The 17,611-nt window shown below is 70.4% G+C and carries 13 protein-coding genes; 6 read left to right on the top strand and 7 right to left on the bottom strand.

Going from position 1 to position 17,611, the window contains the following annotated elements:
* Window positions 1-4 precede the first annotated feature (4 nt).
* A complete protein-coding gene (locus ACIBK3_RS14440) occupies window positions 5-685 on the bottom strand; it encodes a 4'-phosphopantetheinyl transferase (RefSeq protein ID WP_399365342.1) in 681 nt (226 codons plus the stop codon).
* Entirely contained in the window at window positions 682-1,542 is an 861-nt protein-coding gene (locus ACIBK3_RS14435; protein WP_399365340.1) for a metallophosphoesterase family protein, read from the bottom strand. Before ACIBK3_RS14435 ends, ACIBK3_RS14440 begins: the two co-directional genes overlap by 4 nt.
* 350 nt (window positions 1,543-1,892) lie before the next feature.
* On the opposite strand from ACIBK3_RS14435, the gene ACIBK3_RS14430 reads away from it, so the two are divergent.
* Window positions 1,893-3,020 carry an ATP-grasp domain-containing protein gene (locus ACIBK3_RS14430; RefSeq protein ID WP_399365338.1) on the top strand — a complete coding sequence of 376 codons (1,128 nt, stop codon included), beginning with the start codon at window positions 1,893-1,895 and terminating at the stop codon, window positions 3,018-3,020.
* Between the two features lie 107 nt (window positions 3,021-3,127).
* Here ACIBK3_RS14430 and ACIBK3_RS14425 read toward each other — a convergent pair whose 3' ends face one another.
* The 5 genes from ACIBK3_RS14425 to ACIBK3_RS14405 all read right to left on the bottom strand — a co-directional run bounded on the left by ACIBK3_RS14425 (window position 3,128) and on the right by ACIBK3_RS14405 (window position 10,289).
* A complete protein-coding gene (locus tag ACIBK3_RS14425) occupies window positions 3,128-3,661 on the bottom strand; it encodes a cupin domain-containing protein (protein WP_399365336.1) in 534 nt (177 codons plus the stop codon).
* Window positions 3,662-3,797: 136 nt separating this feature from the next.
* Complete coding sequence (locus ACIBK3_RS14420; RefSeq protein ID WP_399365334.1) at window positions 3,798-5,048, bottom strand: alpha-L-fucosidase; 1,251 nt, start codon at window positions 5,046-5,048, stop codon at window positions 3,798-3,800.
* A gap of 3 nt (window positions 5,049-5,051) precedes the next feature.
* Window positions 5,052-8,099, bottom strand: a complete 3,048-nt coding sequence (locus ACIBK3_RS14415; protein ID WP_399365332.1) for an alpha-mannosidase — start codon at window positions 8,097-8,099, stop codon at window positions 5,052-5,054.
* Window positions 8,100-8,169: 70 nt separating this feature from the next.
* Entirely contained in the window at window positions 8,170-9,507 is a 1,338-nt protein-coding gene (locus tag ACIBK3_RS14410; RefSeq protein WP_399365330.1) for a 6-phospho-beta-glucosidase, read from the bottom strand.
* Window positions 9,504-10,289 (bottom strand): DeoR/GlpR family DNA-binding transcription regulator, encoded by a 786-nt coding sequence (locus ACIBK3_RS14405; protein WP_399365328.1) that lies wholly within the window; start codon window positions 10,287-10,289, stop codon window positions 9,504-9,506. Before ACIBK3_RS14405 ends, ACIBK3_RS14410 begins: the two co-directional genes overlap by 4 nt.
* Before the next feature lie 127 nt (window positions 10,290-10,416).
* Between ACIBK3_RS14405 and ACIBK3_RS14400 the strand changes: the two genes are divergently transcribed.
* The 5 genes from ACIBK3_RS14400 to ACIBK3_RS14380 all read left to right on the top strand — a co-directional run bounded on the left by ACIBK3_RS14400 (window position 10,417) and on the right by ACIBK3_RS14380 (window position 17,580).
* A complete protein-coding gene (locus ACIBK3_RS14400; protein ID WP_399365326.1) occupies window positions 10,417-11,436 on the top strand; it encodes a carbohydrate kinase family protein in 1,020 nt (339 codons plus the stop codon).
* Between the two features lie 95 nt (window positions 11,437-11,531).
* Window positions 11,532-12,818 carry an ABC transporter substrate-binding protein gene (locus tag ACIBK3_RS14395; RefSeq protein ID WP_399365324.1) on the top strand — a complete coding sequence of 429 codons (1,287 nt, stop codon included), beginning with the start codon at window positions 11,532-11,534 and terminating at the stop codon, window positions 12,816-12,818.
* Window positions 12,818-13,780: a carbohydrate ABC transporter permease gene (locus tag ACIBK3_RS14390; RefSeq protein ID WP_399365322.1), complete on the top strand. Its 963-nt coding sequence runs from the start codon at window positions 12,818-12,820 to the stop codon at window positions 13,778-13,780. Before ACIBK3_RS14395 ends, ACIBK3_RS14390 begins: the two co-directional genes overlap by 1 nt.
* A 15-nt stretch (window positions 13,781-13,795) precedes the next feature.
* Window positions 13,796-14,659, top strand: coding sequence for a carbohydrate ABC transporter permease (locus ACIBK3_RS14385; protein ID WP_399365320.1), 864 nt, complete (start codon window positions 13,796-13,798; stop codon window positions 14,657-14,659).
* The gene (locus ACIBK3_RS14380) at window positions 14,659-17,580 is read left to right on the top strand and encodes a glycoside hydrolase family 2 TIM barrel-domain containing protein (RefSeq protein ID WP_399365318.1); all 2,922 of its coding nucleotides are present in this window, start codon (window positions 14,659-14,661) and stop codon (window positions 17,578-17,580) included. The genes ACIBK3_RS14385 and ACIBK3_RS14380 overlap by 1 nt, the downstream gene beginning before the upstream one ends.
* The last annotated feature ends 31 nt before the right edge of the window (window positions 17,581-17,611 follow it).

Raw genomic sequence — 17,611 nt, 5'->3', positions numbered from 1 at the left:
TACGTCAGTCGTGCGGCACGGTGACGGACGTCGCCACCAGTCCGCTCCCGGTGGTCCAGCGGCCGTCGAAGTGCCCGAGCCGACGGGAGCCGACCAATGGTCCGGGCACGAGGAGTTCGGCACGGAAGGAGCCCTGCGGCTTCTCCGCGTCGTCCACGCGGATGTCGATGTCGGCCTCGGAGAAGTCCAGCCACTGCGCGGTCAGGGGGAACCACGCCTTGTAGACGGACTCCTTGGCGCTGAACAGGAGCCGGTCCCAGTGGGTTCCGGGTCGGACATCGGCGAGCCGGAGCAGGCGCGCGCGTTCCGCGGGCAGCGACACCGCGTTCAGGACGCCCTCCGGGAGCGGCCCGTCGGGTTCGGCGTCGATGCCGAGGGAGGCCAGGTCGGTGGCGCGGACCAGGGCGGCGGCGCAGTATCCGTCGCAGTGGGTCATGCTGCCGGTCAGTCCCGCGGGCCACCGCGGGGCGCCGCGCTCCCCGGGCAGGATGGGCTGTGGCGGCACGCCGAGCTTCTCCATGGCCCGGCGGGCGCAGGAGCGGACGGCGGTGAACTCACGGCGGCGCTTGGAGACCGCCCGCGCCACGACGGCCTCTTCCTCGGGGTACAGGCCCGTGGTCCCGGGCTCGTCGTGGCCGTACGCCTCCACGGTCACCACGGAGGCCGGCAGCAGTTCCTCGATCACCGCGCCCCGGCCTCCTGGGGCAGGATGCGGCGCAGCCGCCCCGGCGGCTCGGTGCGTTTGCTCCACTCCCGGGGGTAGCCCACCGACACCTCCTCGAAGCGGACGCCCTCGTGCCAGGTGGTGCGCGGGATGTGCAGATGGCCGTAGACCATGGTCTCGACGCGGAACCTGCGGTGCCAGTCGGCGGTGAGCCGGGTGCCGCACCACATGGCGAACTCGGGGTACCACAGGACGTCCGTGGGATGCCGGTCCAGCGGGTAGTGGTTGACGAGGACCGCGGGCAGGTGGTCGGGCAGCGCGGTGAGCCGGCGCTCGGTCTCGGCCACCCGGGCCCGGCACCAGGCCTCGCGGGACGGGTAGGGGTCGGGGTGCAGCAGGAACTCGTCGTTGCAGACGATGCCCGTGCCGTGCGCGTACTCCAGCCCCTCCTCCTTGGTGGCGCAGCCGGCCGGCAGGAAGGAGTAGTCGTACAGCAGGAACAGGGGGGCCACCGCGACCGGGCCGCCCAACCCGTTCCAGATCGGGTAGGGGTCCTCGGGTGTGGTCACGCCGAGGTCCCTGCACAGGTCGACGAGGTGTTCGTAGCGGGCGAGGCCACGCAGGGTGACGGTGTCGTTCGGGTGGGTCCACAGTTCGTGGTTGCCCGGGACCCAGATGACCTTGTGGAAGCGGCCCGCGAGCGTCTTGAGGGCCCAGTGGATGTCGGCCACGGTCTCCGCGACGTCACCGGCCACCAGCAGCCAGTCGTCGTCCGTCTCCGGCCGCATCCGTTCGACCAGCGCGCGGTTCTCCTCGTAGCCGATGTGCAGGTCGCTGATGGCCAGCAGCCGCCCGGCACCGCCGGCCGTCGATGTCACCTGTCGCCCCCTCCGTACTCACGAACGCCATCACGAGAACATACCCGCGGCCCCGAGGACAAGGGCATATCCCGTCGGCCGGTCTTCGCCACGTCGCCCGTCGCGCCCCGCGCCGGGAGGGTGCGGACCACCGCGGAAACCGGGTCCGCGTGATCGTGGAATCAGCGTCCACATGATCGGGGAATCCGTAACACGCACGTTGCACGCGAGGCCCTTGGGAAGCCGTATGATCGCCCCAACACCACCGCCATGACGTCCCTTCGCACGGGGGCGGTTCGGTGTACCTCCCACCACCCTGCCCGGGCACGGGCCTGCTTCGCCCTGCCCGCGAACCTTGAAAGGCGGCCTGCATGGTCTCTCGCGTACGCGTCTGGCTCAACCGCACGTACGCGGAGAACGTGTTCTTCATGGATCAGCTGCGGAGAAATCCCAGCGACCGCGCCGTCGAGATCCATGCGACACACGGTGACGCCGACTCCCCCGTACTGGCCGCCGCGGACACCGCCGACCTGGAGCCGGAGGGCCTGTCCCCGGCCGCGTACGTCGAATACGCGTTGGACCAGTGCGTACGACGCGGAATCGACGTGTTCGTGCCCCGGCTGCACCAGGCGGCGATCGTGGCGCACCGCGCCGACTTCGAGGCGGCCGGTACGGCACTCCTGGCGCCGCCGCCGGAGGCCGTGGCCGTCTTCCACGACAAGGTGATCGCCTACGAGGCCGTCCAGGCGATCGGGACTCCCGTACCGCCGTGGTGGCGGGTGCGGTCGGCGGACGAACTCGTCGCCGCTGTCGAGGAGTTGGAGGCGGACGGACACAAGGCGTGCTTCAAGCCGGCGTCCGGCGCGGGCGGGGTGGGCTTCCGTGTGATCACGCGGTCCCCCTTCTCGCTCATGCAGCTCAACGGCTTCCCGAGTCCGTACGTCCCGCTCGACCTGGTGCTCGAAGCGCTGAAGCAGGCCGAGGAGGCGGTGGACTGGCTGGTCATGCCGCGCCTGGAGCAGCCGGAGGTGTCGGTGGACTGTCTCACCGGCCCCGACAACCGGATCCGTATGGCCATCGGCCGCACCAAGAACGGCCGGCGCCGCGGGTTCACGCTCTCCGCGCAGTGGCTGGAGCCGGCGCGGCGGATCGCGGAGGGCTTCGGACTGCACTACCTGTCCAACATCCAGTTCCGGATGTTCGGTGACACGCCGGTCCTGATGGACGTCAACACGCGTCCGGCGGGCGGGCTGCACCAGCTGTCGCTGTGCGGGGTCAACGCACCTTGGGCGGCTGTACAGTTGGCGCTCGGCGAGGATCCCGGCGAGGTGACTCCGCCGTTCCTGGGACAGGACTACACGGTGGTGTCGGGTCCTCGGCAGCTGCGGGCGGTGTCGCTGCCGTCCCAGCCGGCGCCTCCGGCGGTGGAGCGGGCACATGTGGACGCGGCTCCGGTTGCCCCGATGAGGACAGAGGCGGCGACCGTTCTGCCGCTTTAGGTCGTCGGCCGACTGCCGGCTTTCTGTGGTGGCGCGCGCCCACGCGGCGGACCGCGTATTTGGCACAGCCCGCCCCCACGCCCCGCGCCCCGGCACGGCCCACACCCTCAGCCCCGTGCCGCGAGTGCCTCGCGCCACACCGGACTGTCGACATAGTGGTTGTCGAACCGCTCCGAGGAGTCCTTGATCTCCTGCGGATCTGCCTCGCCGCGCATCACCCGGCCGAGCAGCCGCAGGTAGTCGAAGCGGCCCGCGCCCGGGGTGAAGACGAACAGGACGTCTGCCGTCCTGCCGGGCGCGGCGGCGAAGGCGTGCGGGGTGTGCGGCGGCACGACGAGGAAGTCGCCCGCCTCCAGAACGGCGATCTCCTCCCCCACCAGCACCTGAAGCGCTCCGTCGATCACGAAGAACATCTCGGACGCCCTGGTGTGCAGATGGGCGGGCGCGCCGGCCGCGCCCTCGGCGAACGTCGACCGGTAGCCGGTGAGCCGCCCGCCGGTGTGCTCGGAGTCCGCGAGGAGCGTCATCACACTGCTGGGGTCGCGGGTCGTCTCGGCGTCGGCGGCGCGGGTGAGGACCGGGGCGAAGTCCGTGGTGAGGTCCGTGGTCTGCTCGGTCTCGTTCTTCTTCGTCGTCGTCATGACTACGACCCTAGGGAGCGGATCGACCGGTGGCAGGGGGCATTCCCGGGTCGGAATCATGGGTCAATTCATCCGACCCGGTGCCCCTGCCTCACCCGTTTCCCGAGCGGAGTCGGCAGCCCTCGCGTGAGGAACCTCAGAACCGTCCCGATCCCCGGTACAGCTCCAGCTCCCCGTCCAGTTCGACCGCGAGCACGGTGGCGTGGGGGTCGAGGTCCCCCTCGGCGGGCGGGTCGATCCACAGCACGCCGACGGCCTCGTGCAGTCCGCCGACGACCCGGTGGGCGAGTTCGGTGCCGGTGCCCAGGACGGTGACCCTGCTGACCGGGGTGACCAGCCCGCGGACGCCGATCTCGGCGCGCGGGATGTCGTACAGGGTCAGGTAGAGGGTGCGGCGGTCGGCGGAGAGGGTGCTGGGCCCGTAGTGGTGCCCGGCCGGGAGGCCGCGCACCGTTCCGTAGACCGCTTCGGAGTGCTTGCGGATCCACTCCCCCAGGCCTTCGAGGCGCTCGACCTGCGGCTCGGGGATGGTGCCGTCCTCCATCGGGCCGACGTCGAGCAGCAGGTTGCCGCCCCCGCCGATGGTCTCGGTGAAGTAGCGGATCAGCTGGCTGAGCGACTTGTGGTTGTGGTCGTGGTGCTGGTACCCCCACGAGTCGTTGATCGTCAGGCACAACTCCCAGGGCCCGTCGGGCGGTTCGATGGGGGCGCCCTGTTCCGGGGTGGCGTAGTCGCCCTCGCTGAGCATGCGGGCGTTGAAGACGACGTCGGGCGAGTAGGAGCGGATGAGCGCGGCCAGTTCGGGGATGCGCCACTGCTCCTCGCTGCGGTCCCACTCGCCGTCGAACCACATCAGGTCGGGCCGGAAGCGGGAGGCGAGTTCGCGGATCTGGCCGTCGCGGTAGGCGATGAACCGCTCCCAGGCCTGAAGGTCCTCGAACTCGGCCGCGACCTCGGAGTAGCGGTTGTCCTCCTGCTCCGGCGGGCGGCCCGGCTTGCGGGTGGAGGCGTAGTCGGGGTGGTTCCAGTCGGAGTGGGAGTAGTAGAGGCCGACCTTGAGCCCCTTCTCGCGCAGGGCGTCGGTGTACGGGCCGATGTAGTCGCGGCCGAGGTTGAGGTCGCCGTACTCGGTGTCCCACAGGGCGACGCCGTCATGGTGACGGCTGGTGAGGACGGCGTACTTGGCGCCGGCCCGGGCGAACAGGTCCGCCCAGGCCTTCGGGTCGTACTTGGCGCCGGTGAAGCGGTCCAGCTGGGACATGTACCGGTCGTGGGGGACGATGTCGTCGTAGAACGACCAGGACTCCTGGACGCCGTCGACGGCGTAGATGCCCCAGTGGATGAAGATCCCCAACTTGGCGTCGGTGAACCAGGGTTGCATGGGCACGGGTCAGCTCACCTCGGCGCGCCGCAGACGCAGGGTCAGGACCTGGAAGGGGCGCAGCGACACCGCGACCCCGCCGTCCACCTCGGCCTCTTCGAGCGGTCGCTCCAGCAGGTCGGTGATCTGGGCGCCGGCCAGCGGGAAGCCGGTGCGCAGGACGCCCTGGGCACGGCCGCCGCGGGACTCGTAGAGCCGTACGACCACGTCGCCGGACTCGTCGTCGGCGAGCTTGACGGCCTCGACGGTGACGCCGTCGCCGTCCACGGAGACGACCGGCCCGGGCGCGCCGGCCGCGTCCGTGACCCGCAGGGGCAGGTTCAGGGCGTAGCCCTCGGCGACCGCGTCCTCGATGCTCGCGCCGGGCAGCAGCGAGTAGGTGAAGTGGTGCTTGCCCTGGTCGGCCTCGGGGTCGGGGATGCGCGGAGCGCGGACCAGGCTGAGGGCGACCGTGGTGGTGGTACCGCCGTCCTCGCGGACCGTGCGGGTGACGTCGTGGCCGTAGGTCGAGTCGTTGATGACCGCGACGCCGTAGCCGGGTTCGGCGATGTGGACCCAGCGGTGGCCGGAGACCTCGAAGCGGGCCGCCTCCCAGCTGGTGTTGGTGTGGGTGGGGCGCTGGATGTGGCCGAACTGGATCTCCGCGGAGGAGTGCGCGGCCCGGACGTCCACCGGGAAGCCGGCCTTGAGGATCTTCTCGGCCTCGTGCCAGTCGATCTCGGTCTCGAAGTCGATCCGGGGGCTGCCGGCACGCAGGGTGATGGTCTGCGTGAGGGTGGAGCCCTTGCCGAAGGAGCGGGTGACGCGGATCGCGCCGACCAGGGGGTCCTCCTCGACGACGGTCACCGACTCCGTTTCCAGCAGGTCCGTGTAGCGGTTGCGGTAGTGCTTGTCGATGTCCCAGGCGTCCCAGTAGTTCGGGAGGTCGGTGTGCAGGCGCAGCAGGTTGCCCTTGCCGGCGAGGACTTCGCGGTTCGCGCGCAGGTCGAGCACGGACGCCAGCGTGCCGTCCTCGGCCACCTCCACCCGGACCAGGCCGTTGTCGAGGACCCGTCCCCCGGCCTTCACCGGCTGCGGGGGCTGCGCGTCGGTCAGGGGCGCGCTGCCGCTCGCGGGGACCTCGACGTACGCGGGTGCGCCGTCGGTCGTACGGACCACCTCGGCGCGGTCGTAGGGGCTGGTGTTGAACACCCGGGTGCCGCCGGCGCCCAGCGCCGCGACCGCCTCGGCCGTCAGCGCCTCCAACTCCTGGGCGACGCGGGCGTATTCGGCCTCCGCCTCGCGGTGCACCCAGGCGATCGAGGACCCGGGGAGGATGTCGTGGAACTGGTGGAGGAGAACCGTCTTCCACAGGCGGTCGAGCTTCTCGTACGGGTAGGCGTAGCCCGGCGCGTGCAGGGCGGCCGTCGTCGCCCACAACTCCGTCTCGCGCAGCTTGTGTTCGCTGCGGCGGTTGCCCTGCTTGGTGCGGGCCTGGGAGGTGTAGGTGGCGCGGTGCAGCTCCAGGTAGAGCTCGCCGTTCCACACGGGGGCGTCCGGGTATTCCTCGCGGGCGGTCTTGAAGAAGTCGTCGGGGTGTTCCACGACGACCTTCGGCGAGCCCTCCAGGTCGGCGAGCCTGCGCGCCCGTTCCATGATCTCCCGGGTGGGGCCGCCGCCGCCGTCGCCCCAGCCGAAGGGGGCGAGGGAGCGCTTGCCGCCGCCCTTCTCCGAGTAGTTGCGGACGGCGCGGTCCATCTCCTCGCCGCTGAAGCGGGCGTTGTAGGTGTCGACGGGCGGGAAGTGCGTGAAGACGCGGGTGCCGTCGATGCCCTCCCACCAGAAGGTGTGGTGGGGGAACTTGTTGGTCTGGTTCCAGGAGATCTTCTGGGTGAGGAACCACTCGTTGCCGGCGAGCTTGGCGAGCTGCGGGTAGGCGGCGGTGTAGCCGAAGGAGTCCGGCAGCCAGACGCCCTTGGTCTCGACGCCGAAGTGCTCGATGAAGAACCGCTTGCCGTGGATGAGCTGGCGGGCCATGGCCTCGCCGCCGGGCAGGTTGCCGTCGGCCTCGACCCACATGCCGCCGACCGGCGCCCACTGGCCCTTCTTCACGGCGTCCTGGATGCGTGCCCAGACGTGGGGGTAGTTGTCGCGCACCCACTCGTACTGCTGGGCCTGGGAGCAGGCGAAGATGAAGTCGTCGTACTCGTCGGCCAGCGACGTGACGTTGGAGAAGGTGCGGGACGTCTTGCGCTTGGTCTCGCGGATCGGCCACAGCCAGGCGGAGTCGATGTGGGCGTGGCCGACGCCGGAGACCGTGTGGGCGCTGGCATGGGCCGGCTTGGCCAGGACGGGGGCGAGCACCGCGCGGACGGCGGGGGCGCTGCCGGAGACGTCGTCCAGGTCGAGGGCGTCCATGGCCCGGTCGAGGGCGTGCAGGATCTCGTGGCGGCGCGGCTCGTGCTCGCCGAGGTGGACCATGAGTTCGCGCAGCACCTGGAGGTCGAGGTCGAGGTGCCAGACCTCCTCGTCGAGGATCGCGAGGTCGGCACGCTGGAAGGTGTACAGCGGCTTGTCGCCGGCGGTGAGGACGTCGCCGAGGCTGGTCGGGGCCGAGAAGTTGTTCGCGAGGATGTCGGGGTTGGAGGCGGCCTCGACGAGGTAGTCGATCTGCTCGCCGCCCGTTGCCGGGTTGGCGATCGGGACGTACTGGTTGAGCGGGTTGACCGCCTTCAGGGGCCGTCCGTCGGGCAGATGCACCAGCGCCTCGGCCTGGTTGCCCGGCCAGTCGCCCACGAAGCCGAGGTCGATGACGGCCTCGACGCGCTTTCCGGCCCACTCGGCGGGCACCTGGCCGCGCATCCGGAACCAGGTGGTGCCCCAGGGCGGGCCCCAGGGGGTGTCCATGGCGAAGGGCTCGTACCGCGCGGTGGCGGCCTCCTCGAACGAGACCGGCTCGCCCGGCGCGTGCCAGGCCTCGACCTCGAAGGGAACGGTGGCCGCGTAGATCGCGGGCTGGATGCGCTGGGTGTGGACGCGCTCGACGCGCTCCTCGATCCGGCGGCGTTCGTCGTGCATGGGGATCTCCAGGAAACCGGGAAGCCAGGGCGGGGTGGCCCGAAGGCCGGGAAGCGCTTACTAGCGGGGCTTACTTAAGGTACGCGAGGCCCGGGTGGACGTCGGTGTAGCCCTCGACCAGCCTGCGGGCCACGTTGACCGAGTCGACCAGCGGGTGCAGCGCGAACGCCTTCACCGCCGTCGTACGGGAGCCCGACTCGGCGGCGGCCAGCACCTCGCGCTCGACCGCCTTGACGGAGCAGACCAGACCGGTGGCGTGGTCGGGCAGCGGGGCGACGGCGACCGGGTGGGCGCCGTTGGCGTCGACCAGGCAGGGCACCTCGATGACGGCGTCCGCGTCGAGCACCGAGAGGGTGCCCTGGTTGCGGACGTTGAGGATCAGGGTGGTGCGCTCGTCGCGGGCGATGGCCCGCATCAGGGCGAGGGCCACCTTCTCGTAGCCGCCGGAGAGGTCGTCGGCGTCGCGCTCGCCGGCGCCGGCGGTCTCCCGGTTCTCGGACATGTAGGTGGCCTCGCGTTCGGCGCGGGTACGGTCCCAGGCGGTCAGGGCGGCCGCGTCGGGGCGCTTCATCTCTTCGTAGAAGCGGGCCTGCTGGTCGGCCAGGAAGGCGCCGCGGGTCTTCTCGGCCTGCTGGTAGGAGCGGACCGTCTCCCGGTTGAAGTAGTAGTAGTGCAGGTACTCGTTCGGGATCGCGCCGAGGGACCGGAGCCAGTCGACGCCGAAGAGCTTGCCCTCCTCGAAGGAGCCGAGCAGGTCCGGGTCGGCGAGCAGGCGGGGCAGCTCGTCGCGGCCGGCGACCCTGAGGCCGCGGACCCAGCCGAGGTGGTTGAGGCCGACGTAGTCGATCCACGCCTCGCCCGGGTTCGCGCCGAGCACCCGGGCGATCCGGCGGCCGAGGCCGACCGGCGAGTCGCAGATACCGATGACGCGGTCGCCGAGATGGCGGGACATGGCCTCGGTGACCAGCCCTGCCGGGTTGGTGAAGTTGATGACCCAGGCGTCGGGGGCCAGGCGGGCCACCCGCCGGGCGATGTCGACGGCGACCGGCACCGTCCGCAGGCCGTAGGCGATGCCGCCCGCGCCGACCGTCTCCTGGCCCAGCACACCCTCCGCCAGTGCCACCCGCTCGTCCTCGGCCCGGCCCTCCAGACCGCCGACGCGGATCGCGGAGAAGACGAAGTCGGCACCGCGCAGGGCCTCGTCCAGGTCGGTGGTGGCGCTCACCTCGGGCGCGTCGGGCACCTTGGCGGCCTGCTCGGCGAGCACCCGGGTCACCGCGGACAGCCGCTCGGGGTCCAGGTCGTGCAGCACGACATGCGTGACGCGGCCCTCCGCGCGGTCCCCGAGGAGCGCCCCGTACACCAGCGGCACCCGGAATCCTCCGCCGCCCAGAATCGTCAGCTTCACGCCGCGCCCGCCTTTCCTTGATCTCCTGCTGTGCCCGCCAGCACCACGTCGACGCCCGCCTCCTCGAAGGAGGCCCGCGTGGCCTGGTTCACCGGCGCGTCGGTCACCACCGCGTCCAGGTCCTCGGGACCGCAGACCTTCGCCATGCCCGTACCGGGGAACTTCGCCGAGTCGGCGAGCAGGACGACCTTGTCACTGGCGTTGATCATGGCCCGTTTCACCGGGACCTCGACGACGGTCGTGTCCATCACCTGCCCACCGGGGCGCACTCCACTGGTGCCGAGGAAGAGCCAGTCGGCGTGCAGCTGGCGCAGGTTGTCCTCGGTGAGGAAGCCGACCAGGGAGCGGTACTCGCGGCGGACCATGCCGCCGAGCAGCACCAGCTCGATGCCCTCGTCGTCGGCGAGTTCCTCGTAGACCACCAGGTTGCTGGTGATCACGGTGAGGCGGCGGCCGTGCAGCTGCCGGGCCAGGCGGTAGGCGGTGGTGCCGATGTCGAGCAGGACCGACTGGCCGTCGGAGACCATGGCGGCGGCGTGCGCGGCTATGGCGTCCTTCTCGGCCACGCGCACCTCGGCGACCTCTTCGAAGGGCTGGTCGCCCTCCTCCGCGACCGCACCGCCGTGCACACGGGTGAGCAGCCCGTCCTCCTCCAGCTTGACGAGGTCACGCCGGATGGTGGCGGGGCTCACGTTGAGCTGCTCGGAGAGGTCGGTCACAGCCGCCGGGCCGCCCGAGCGCAGGGCCCTCAGGATGAGTTGGTGTCGTCGTTCTGCCAGCACGACGTGAACAGTACTCGTCATTGTCAGTCATTTCCATGCTCAGTTCTGCACAGGTATTGACCAATGTCGTCGAGCAGCGCACGATTCCGGCATCGAAAGTGAAGACTTTTGACGAAAGGATGCCCGCGTGGACGACGACCGGCCCGAGGTCCTGCTGACCGGGCTGCTCTTCTACGACCTCGTCCTCACGGGTCTGGGCGGGCCGCCGACGCCGGGCGAGGAGATCTGGACGGCCGGCATGGGCTGCGGCCCCGGCGGCATCGCCAACCTGGCGGTCGCGGCCGCCCGCTTCGGCCTGCGCACCTCCCTCGCCACCGTCTTCGGCGACGACTTCTACGGCGCCTACTGCCAGGAGATCCTCGCCGGACAGGAGGGCGTCGACCTCACGCTCTCCCGCGTCGCGGACGACTGGCACACCCCGGTCACCGTCGCCCTCGCACACGGGCAGGACCGCGCCCTGGTCACCCACGGCCAGGAGCCGCCGTACTCGCAGGACGCCCTGATGGGCGATCCGCCCGAGGCGCGCACGGCCCTCGTGCACCTGGAGGCGGAGCCGCGCGCCTGGCTGGCCAAGGCGGCGGCGAACGGCACGCAGATCTACGCCGACGTCGGCTGGGACCCCACCCAGGAGTGGTCCCGCGACCTCCTGGACCAGCTCGCCCTGTGCCACGCCTTCCTGCCCAACGAGACCGAGGCGATGGCGTACACCCGCACAGACAGCGCGGTCGCGGCCCTCGGCACGCTCTCCGAACTGGTGCCGGTGGCCGTGGTGACGCGGGGCAGCGACGGCGCGGTCGCCGTCGACCAGACCACGGGCGAGTACGCCGACGTACCCGCCCTGGACATCGACGTCCTCGACGCCACCGGCGCCGGGGACGTCTTCGGCGCGAGCTTCGTCGCGGCCTCGCTCGCCGGCTGGCCGCTTCAGGAGCGGCTGCGGTTCGCGGTCCTGGCCGCCGGTCTGTCCGTCCAGCACCACGGCGGCGCCCTCGCGGCCCCCGGCTGGTACGGCGTCGACCGCTGGTGGCACTCCCTGACGGACCCCGACCTGAAGCGGACGTACGGGTTCCTGGCGGAACGGCTGCCGTCGGACCCCGGACCTCCGGTGCGGTACGCCCCCGTCACCCCGCCCGCACCGCGGCACTGACCTCGTCCTCCAGCGAAATCCCCAGCCAAAACCCCCACGACATCCCCCACGGACGTCTGCGACGTCATGAACAGATCCGAAAGGCGGTGGGAGCTGTGCGGCTCTCACGAAGGGGCCTGCTGCGCGCGGGGCTGGCCGGTACGGCCGCCACGGCGCTCGGCGGCCTGGCGGCCGGCTGTGCCGTTCCGACCGGCTCGACCGGCCGGAACATGGTCCTGTGGTACTGGGACGGCGGCCTCGGCGACACGGTGATCGGCAAGGCCAGGGCCCGGTACAACAGCACGGTCGACCTCAAGGCCGTCAAGATCGGCGGCTACTACCGGTCCAAGCTGATCACCACGATGGCCGGCCGCGCCCACGTCCCCGACATCGCGGGCCTCAAGGGCGAGGACATGGCGTCCTACCTGCCCAACGCGGACCAGTTCGTGGACCTGCGGACGCTGGGCGCGGACAAGTACAAGAGCCAGTACCTGCCGTGGAAGTGGCAGCAGGGCATCGCCGACGACGGCACGATGATCGGCTTCCCGATCGACTGCGGTCCGGTCGCGCACTTCTATCAGTACGAGGTCTTCCGCAAGGCAGGACTGCCGTACGAGCCCGCCGACGTCTCCCGCGAGCTGGACACCTGGGAGAAGTTCTTCGCGGCGGGCGAGCGGCTCCGGAAGCGGATACCGGGAACCTCCCTGCTGACCGACGTCAGCAGCGTCTTCGAGAACGTGGTCCAGCAGGGCAGCAGGCGGTACGTCGACAAGGACCGCAACTTCATCGGCGACCAGGAGCATGTGCGGGCCGCCTGGGCGCTCGCCGTGGAGGCCAAGCGGCGCGGGATCGTCTCCAACCTGGTCACCGGCACCCCGGACCAGATCTCGGCGGTGGATTCGGGCAAGCTGCCCAGCCAGCTGGGGGCTTCCTGGGCGACGTACGACATCAAGAACGGAAACCCGAAGACCAAGGGCAAATGGCGGATCGCCGACATGCCGGTGCGGCCCTCCAACAACGGCGGCTCCTTCCTGTCGATCACCAAGGCGTGCCGCGAGCCCGAGCGGGCCTTCGAGATCATCGCGTGGATGCTCGACGCGGCCAACCAGGCCTCGGGCTACGTGGACGCGGGCCTGTTCCCCTCCACCCCCGCCTCGTACGGCCTGAAGCAGCTGCGCGAGCCCGACCCCTTCTTCGGCGGCCAGGTGACGACGGACGTCTTCGGGCCGGCCGCGCAGAAGATCGTCGTCGCCTACAACAGCCCGTACGACGTGGCGCTGGGGCAGCCCATCAAGGACGAGATCAAGAACGTCGGCGTCCTCGGCAAGGACCCGAAGAAGGCCTGGAGTGACGCCATGGGCAAGTGCCGGCGGATCGCGAAGCACCTGGGGGTGAGCTACTGATGGCCACCGCCCCCGCAGTCGAGAAGCCCCCCGTGATCGTCGCGGACACGCCCGTCGCCGGGCCGAAGAAGGGATTCCGCAAGCACTGGCACCTGTATGCCGCGATCTCCCCGTTCTATCTGCTGTTCCTCGCGTTCGGGCTGATCCCCGTCGGCTTCTCGCTCTACCTCTCCTTCCACCGCTGGGACGGCCTCGGCTCGATGGAGTGGGCGGGCCTGTCGCAGTACCGGTACCTGGTGAGCGACAGCGACTTCTGGAGCTCGATCGGCAACACCATCATCATCTGGGCGCTGGCCACCTTCCCGATGATCTTCCTGGCGATGGTCACCGCCGTGATGCTCAACTCGGCGGTCCGCTTCAAGAACGTCTACCGCTTCGCCTACTTCCTGCCGAACGTCACCTCGGTGGTGGCGATCGCGATCGTCTTCGGCTCGGTGTTCTCCACCAACTTCGGCCTGGTGAACGCCCTGTTGCGGGCCGTCGGCCTGGACCAGGTGGCCTGGCTGAACACACCGTGGGGCATCAAGGTCGCCATCGCGACGCTGATGACCTGGCAGTGGGTCGGCTACAACGCGATCATCTTCCTCGCGGGACTGCAGACCATCCCGGGCGAGCTGTACGAGGCAGCGCGCATGGACGGCGCCGGCCCCCTGCAGACCTTCTTCCGGATCACGCTGCCGATGCTGCGGCCGACCCTGCTGTTCGTGCTCGTGGTGTCCACGGTCACCGGTCTGCAGAGCTTCACCGAGGCGCAGGTCCTGCTGCAGAACACCTCGAACGACTCGACGTTCTCCGGCGGTCCGGACCACGCGGGCCGGACGATGGTCCTCTACTTCTTCCAGCAGACCTTCGACAACAACGACTTCGGCTACGGCGCCGCCGTGGCGTGGGGCATCTTCCTCGTCGTCGTCATCTTCTCGATCATCAACTGGCGCCTGGTGCAGCGCCGGGACGAAGACTAGGGAGGCCGGCACACCATGGCATCCGTCCAGGACACCAAAAGCTCCAAGGGCATCCAGGGAGTCCGGCGCCGGGGCATCGCGCTGCACGCGGTCCTCGTCATCGGGCTGCTGCTGTCGGCCTTCCCGTTCTACTGGGCCATCATCATGTCGACGCACACGTCGACCGAGATCTTCTCCTACCCGCCGAAGCTGCTGCCCGGCTCGCACTTCCCGCAGAACCTGCGCAGCCTCTTCGACAACATCGACTTCTTCGGCTCGATGTTCAACTCGCTGCTGGTGGCGTGTGCGGTGACCTTCCTGGTCCTGCTCTTCGACTCGCTGGCCGCGTTCGTGTTCGCCAAGTTCGAGTTCCCGGGCCGCAGGGCGCTGTTCGTCGTACTGATGGCGATCTTCATGGTGCCGACGCAGATGGCGATCATCCCGCAGTTCGTGATCATGGCGAAGATCGGCTGGATCGGCTCGATGACGGCGCTGATCGTGCCGGCCGCGGCCAACGCGTTCGGCATCTTCTGGATGCGCCAGTACATGCAGAGCGCGATCCACGACGAACTGCTGGACGCCTCGAAGATCGACGGGGCGAGCTTCCTGCGCCAGTACTGGCACGTGGCGCTTCCCGTGGTCCGCCCGGGCCTCGCCTTCCTCGGCATCTTCACCTTCATGGCCCAGTGGAACGACTACGCCTGGCCCCTGATCGCCCTGACCAACCCCGACAACGTCACCCTCCAGGTCGCGCTGTCCCAGCTCAACGGCGTCCACGGCACCACCGACTACGGCATGGTGATGACCGGCGCGCTGCTCGCGCTGATCCCGCTGCTGATCGTGTTCGCGATCGGCGCCAAGCAGATCATCGGCGACCTCGGCAAGGGGGCCATCCGCTGATGGACCCTCTCCTGGCACTGAGCCCGTGGCAAGCACCCGAGGTGACCGCCTGGGGGCGACTGCCGATGAACTCCGTCGACCGCCGCGCCGGGGCACGGAAGCTGGACGGCGACTGGCGCTTCCAGCTGCTCCCGGCGCCCGACGCGCCGCTCGCGGACGTCTGGTCGTCGTCGTACGTCCCCGGTGTCTGGACGCTGCAGGGCACCGACGACCTGCCGCAGTACACCAACGTCCGCATGCCGTTCGCCGAGTTCCCGCCCGCCTCGCCCGCGGCCAACCCGACCGGCGTGTACGAGCGCGAGGTGGACGTGCCCGCCGAGTGGGCCGGGCGGCGGATCGTGCTCCAGGTCGGGGCCGCCGAGAGCGTGCTGCTGGTGCATGTGGACGGGCGGCCCGTCGGCATCTCCAAGGACTCCCATCTGGCCGCCGAGTTCGACCTGAGCGAGGTGGTGAACCCGGGCGGGCGGGCCGTCGTACGGCTGACCGTGGTGAAGTGGTCGGACGCCTCGCACATCGAGGACCAGGACCAGTGGTGGCACGGCGGCATCACGCGGTCGGTGCTGCTGTACGCCACGGATCCGCTGCACCTCGCCGACGTCACCGTGCGGGCCGGGCGGTACGGCGATCTGCGGGTGGACTGCCGGGTGCGGGACGCGGGCGGTGCGCTGCCGGAGGGCTGGTACGTCAGCGGCGAGCTGGACGGCCATCTCCTCACCCAGGACACGGAGTTCGACCGGGCCAACGCCGAGGACGACCGGGTCTCCGACTTCCTCGGCGAGGCACGGCTGCTGACCACCGTCGCGGACGTACGCGCCTGGAACGCGGAGACGCCCGAGCTGTACGACCTCACGGTGCGCTTGCACCGCGCGGACGGCACGGTCGCCGACGCCTCGCACCACCGGGTCGGCTTCCGGGACGTCGAGATCGTGGGCCGGGACCTGCTGGTCAACGGCGAGCGGGTGTTCATCCGCGGCGTCAACCGGCACGACTTCCACCCGCTGACCGGACGCACGGTGTCGTACGACGACCTGCGCGCGGACCTCGTCCTCCTCAAGCGCTTCGGCTTCAACGCGATCCGCACCTCCCACTACCCGAACGACCCGGCGCTGTACGACCTGGCCGACGAACTCGGCTTCTACGTCGTCGACGAGGCGGACATCGAGTCCCACGACCACGCCCACGAGATCGCCGACGACCCGCGCTATCTGAACGCCTTCGTCGACCGGGTCGCGCGGATGGTGCTGCGGGACAAGAACCACCCCTCGATCATCATCTGGTCGCTGGGCAACGAGTCCGACTACGGCGCCAACCACGACGCGGCGGCGGGCTGGGTGCGCCGGCACGACCCGACCCGGCCCCTCCAGTACGAGGGGGCGGCCAAGCTCGACTGGGCGGCGACCGACGACGCCTCCGACATCGCCTGTCCCATGTACGCGCCCATCGAGGACTGCGTGGCCCACGCCCTGTCGGGCCGGCAGACCAGGCCGCTCATCCAGTGCGAGTACTCCCACGCCATGGGCAACAGCAACGGCACGCTGGCCGACCACTGGGCCGCCATCGAGTCCACCCCGGGTCTTCAGGGCGGCTTCATCTGGGAGTTCTGGGACCACGGCATCCTTCAGCACGTGAACGACGGAAGACCGGTCGGGCGAGGGGGCGCCGGGCTCTACGACAACGGTGTCGCCGCACCCGGCCACCGCTGGGCGTACGGCGGCGACTTCGGCGAGACCCTCCACGACGGCGCCTTCATCGCCGACGGCGTGGTCTTCCCCGACCGCACGCCCAAGCCGGTGATGTCCGAGCACCGGGAGATCGCGGCACCCGTGCGCCTGGAGTGCTTCCGGCACGAGGGCATCGTCATCGGCAACCACCAGCACTTCCGCGGCCTGGACTGGCTGTCCGCCCAGTGGCGGCTGTCGCTGGCCGACGGCGGCACGCTCACCGCGCCCGCCGAACTGCCCGATCTGCGTCCCGGTGAGTCGGCGGCGGTGCCGCTGCCGTTCGAACTGCCCGAGGACGGCGGTGAGGCGTGGCTGACGCTGCGGGTGACGACGGCCGGCGACGAGCCGTGGGCGCCGCGCGGCACGTTGGTGTGCATGCCGCAGGTACGGCTGCGGGCGGCCGCTCCTCGGACTCCTCCCCCGCCTGTGCGGAATCGTTTCGTCGAGGTCGACGGTGACGGCCTGCTCGTCCACCCCCTGCTCACCTCGGCGCCCACGCTGTCGCTGTGGCGGGCCCCCACCGACAACGACGAACTCGGCGGCATGGCGGTGAACTGGCGGGGCTGGGGCCTCGACACGCTGGTGCGCAAGGTCGTCGACGTACGCCGGACGGACGGCCGCCTCACCGTGTCCGCGGAGTACGCCACGGCGGCCGGTGTCGTCCGGCACACACAGGTGCTCACCGCGGTCGAGGGCGGCATCCATGTCGAGGAGTCCGCCGAGTTGCCGGACGCGCTCACCGATGTGGCGCGGGTCGGCTCCGTGTTCGAGACGGTGCCGGGGCTCGACCTGATGGAGTGGTACGGGCAGGGCCCCTGGGAGTCGTATCCGGACCGCGCCTTCGGGGCGCCGGTCGGTCACCACTCCGTACCCGTGGACGAGCTGTTCACCCCCTATCTGCGTCCGCAGGAGAGCGGCGGCCGGCACGGAGTGCGGCGCTTCACCCTTTCGGCACCGGACGCCACCGGCCTGACGGTGGCGCTCGACGAGCCGCGCCAGGTCTCGGTGACCCGCTACCGCGCCGAGGACCTCACCTCAGTGGCCCACCACGACGAACTCGTTCCACGGTCCGGCTGCGTCGTCCACCTCGACGCCGCCCACCGGGGCCTGGGCACCGCCTCATGCGGCCCGGACACCTCACCCTCCTACCTCATCACACCGGGCACGCATCGCTGGAGCTGGACCCTGCGCGCCCTCTGAAACCCCCCGCACCTCCTCTGTCACCACCCTT

This window comes from Streptomyces sp. NPDC050287 (genome assembly GCF_044459385.1).
Taxonomy (GTDB): domain Bacteria; phylum Actinomycetota; class Actinomycetes; order Streptomycetales; family Streptomycetaceae; genus Streptomyces.
The sequence above is the reverse complement of the archived record's forward strand: the minus strand, read 5'-3'. Positions and strand labels throughout refer to the sequence as shown.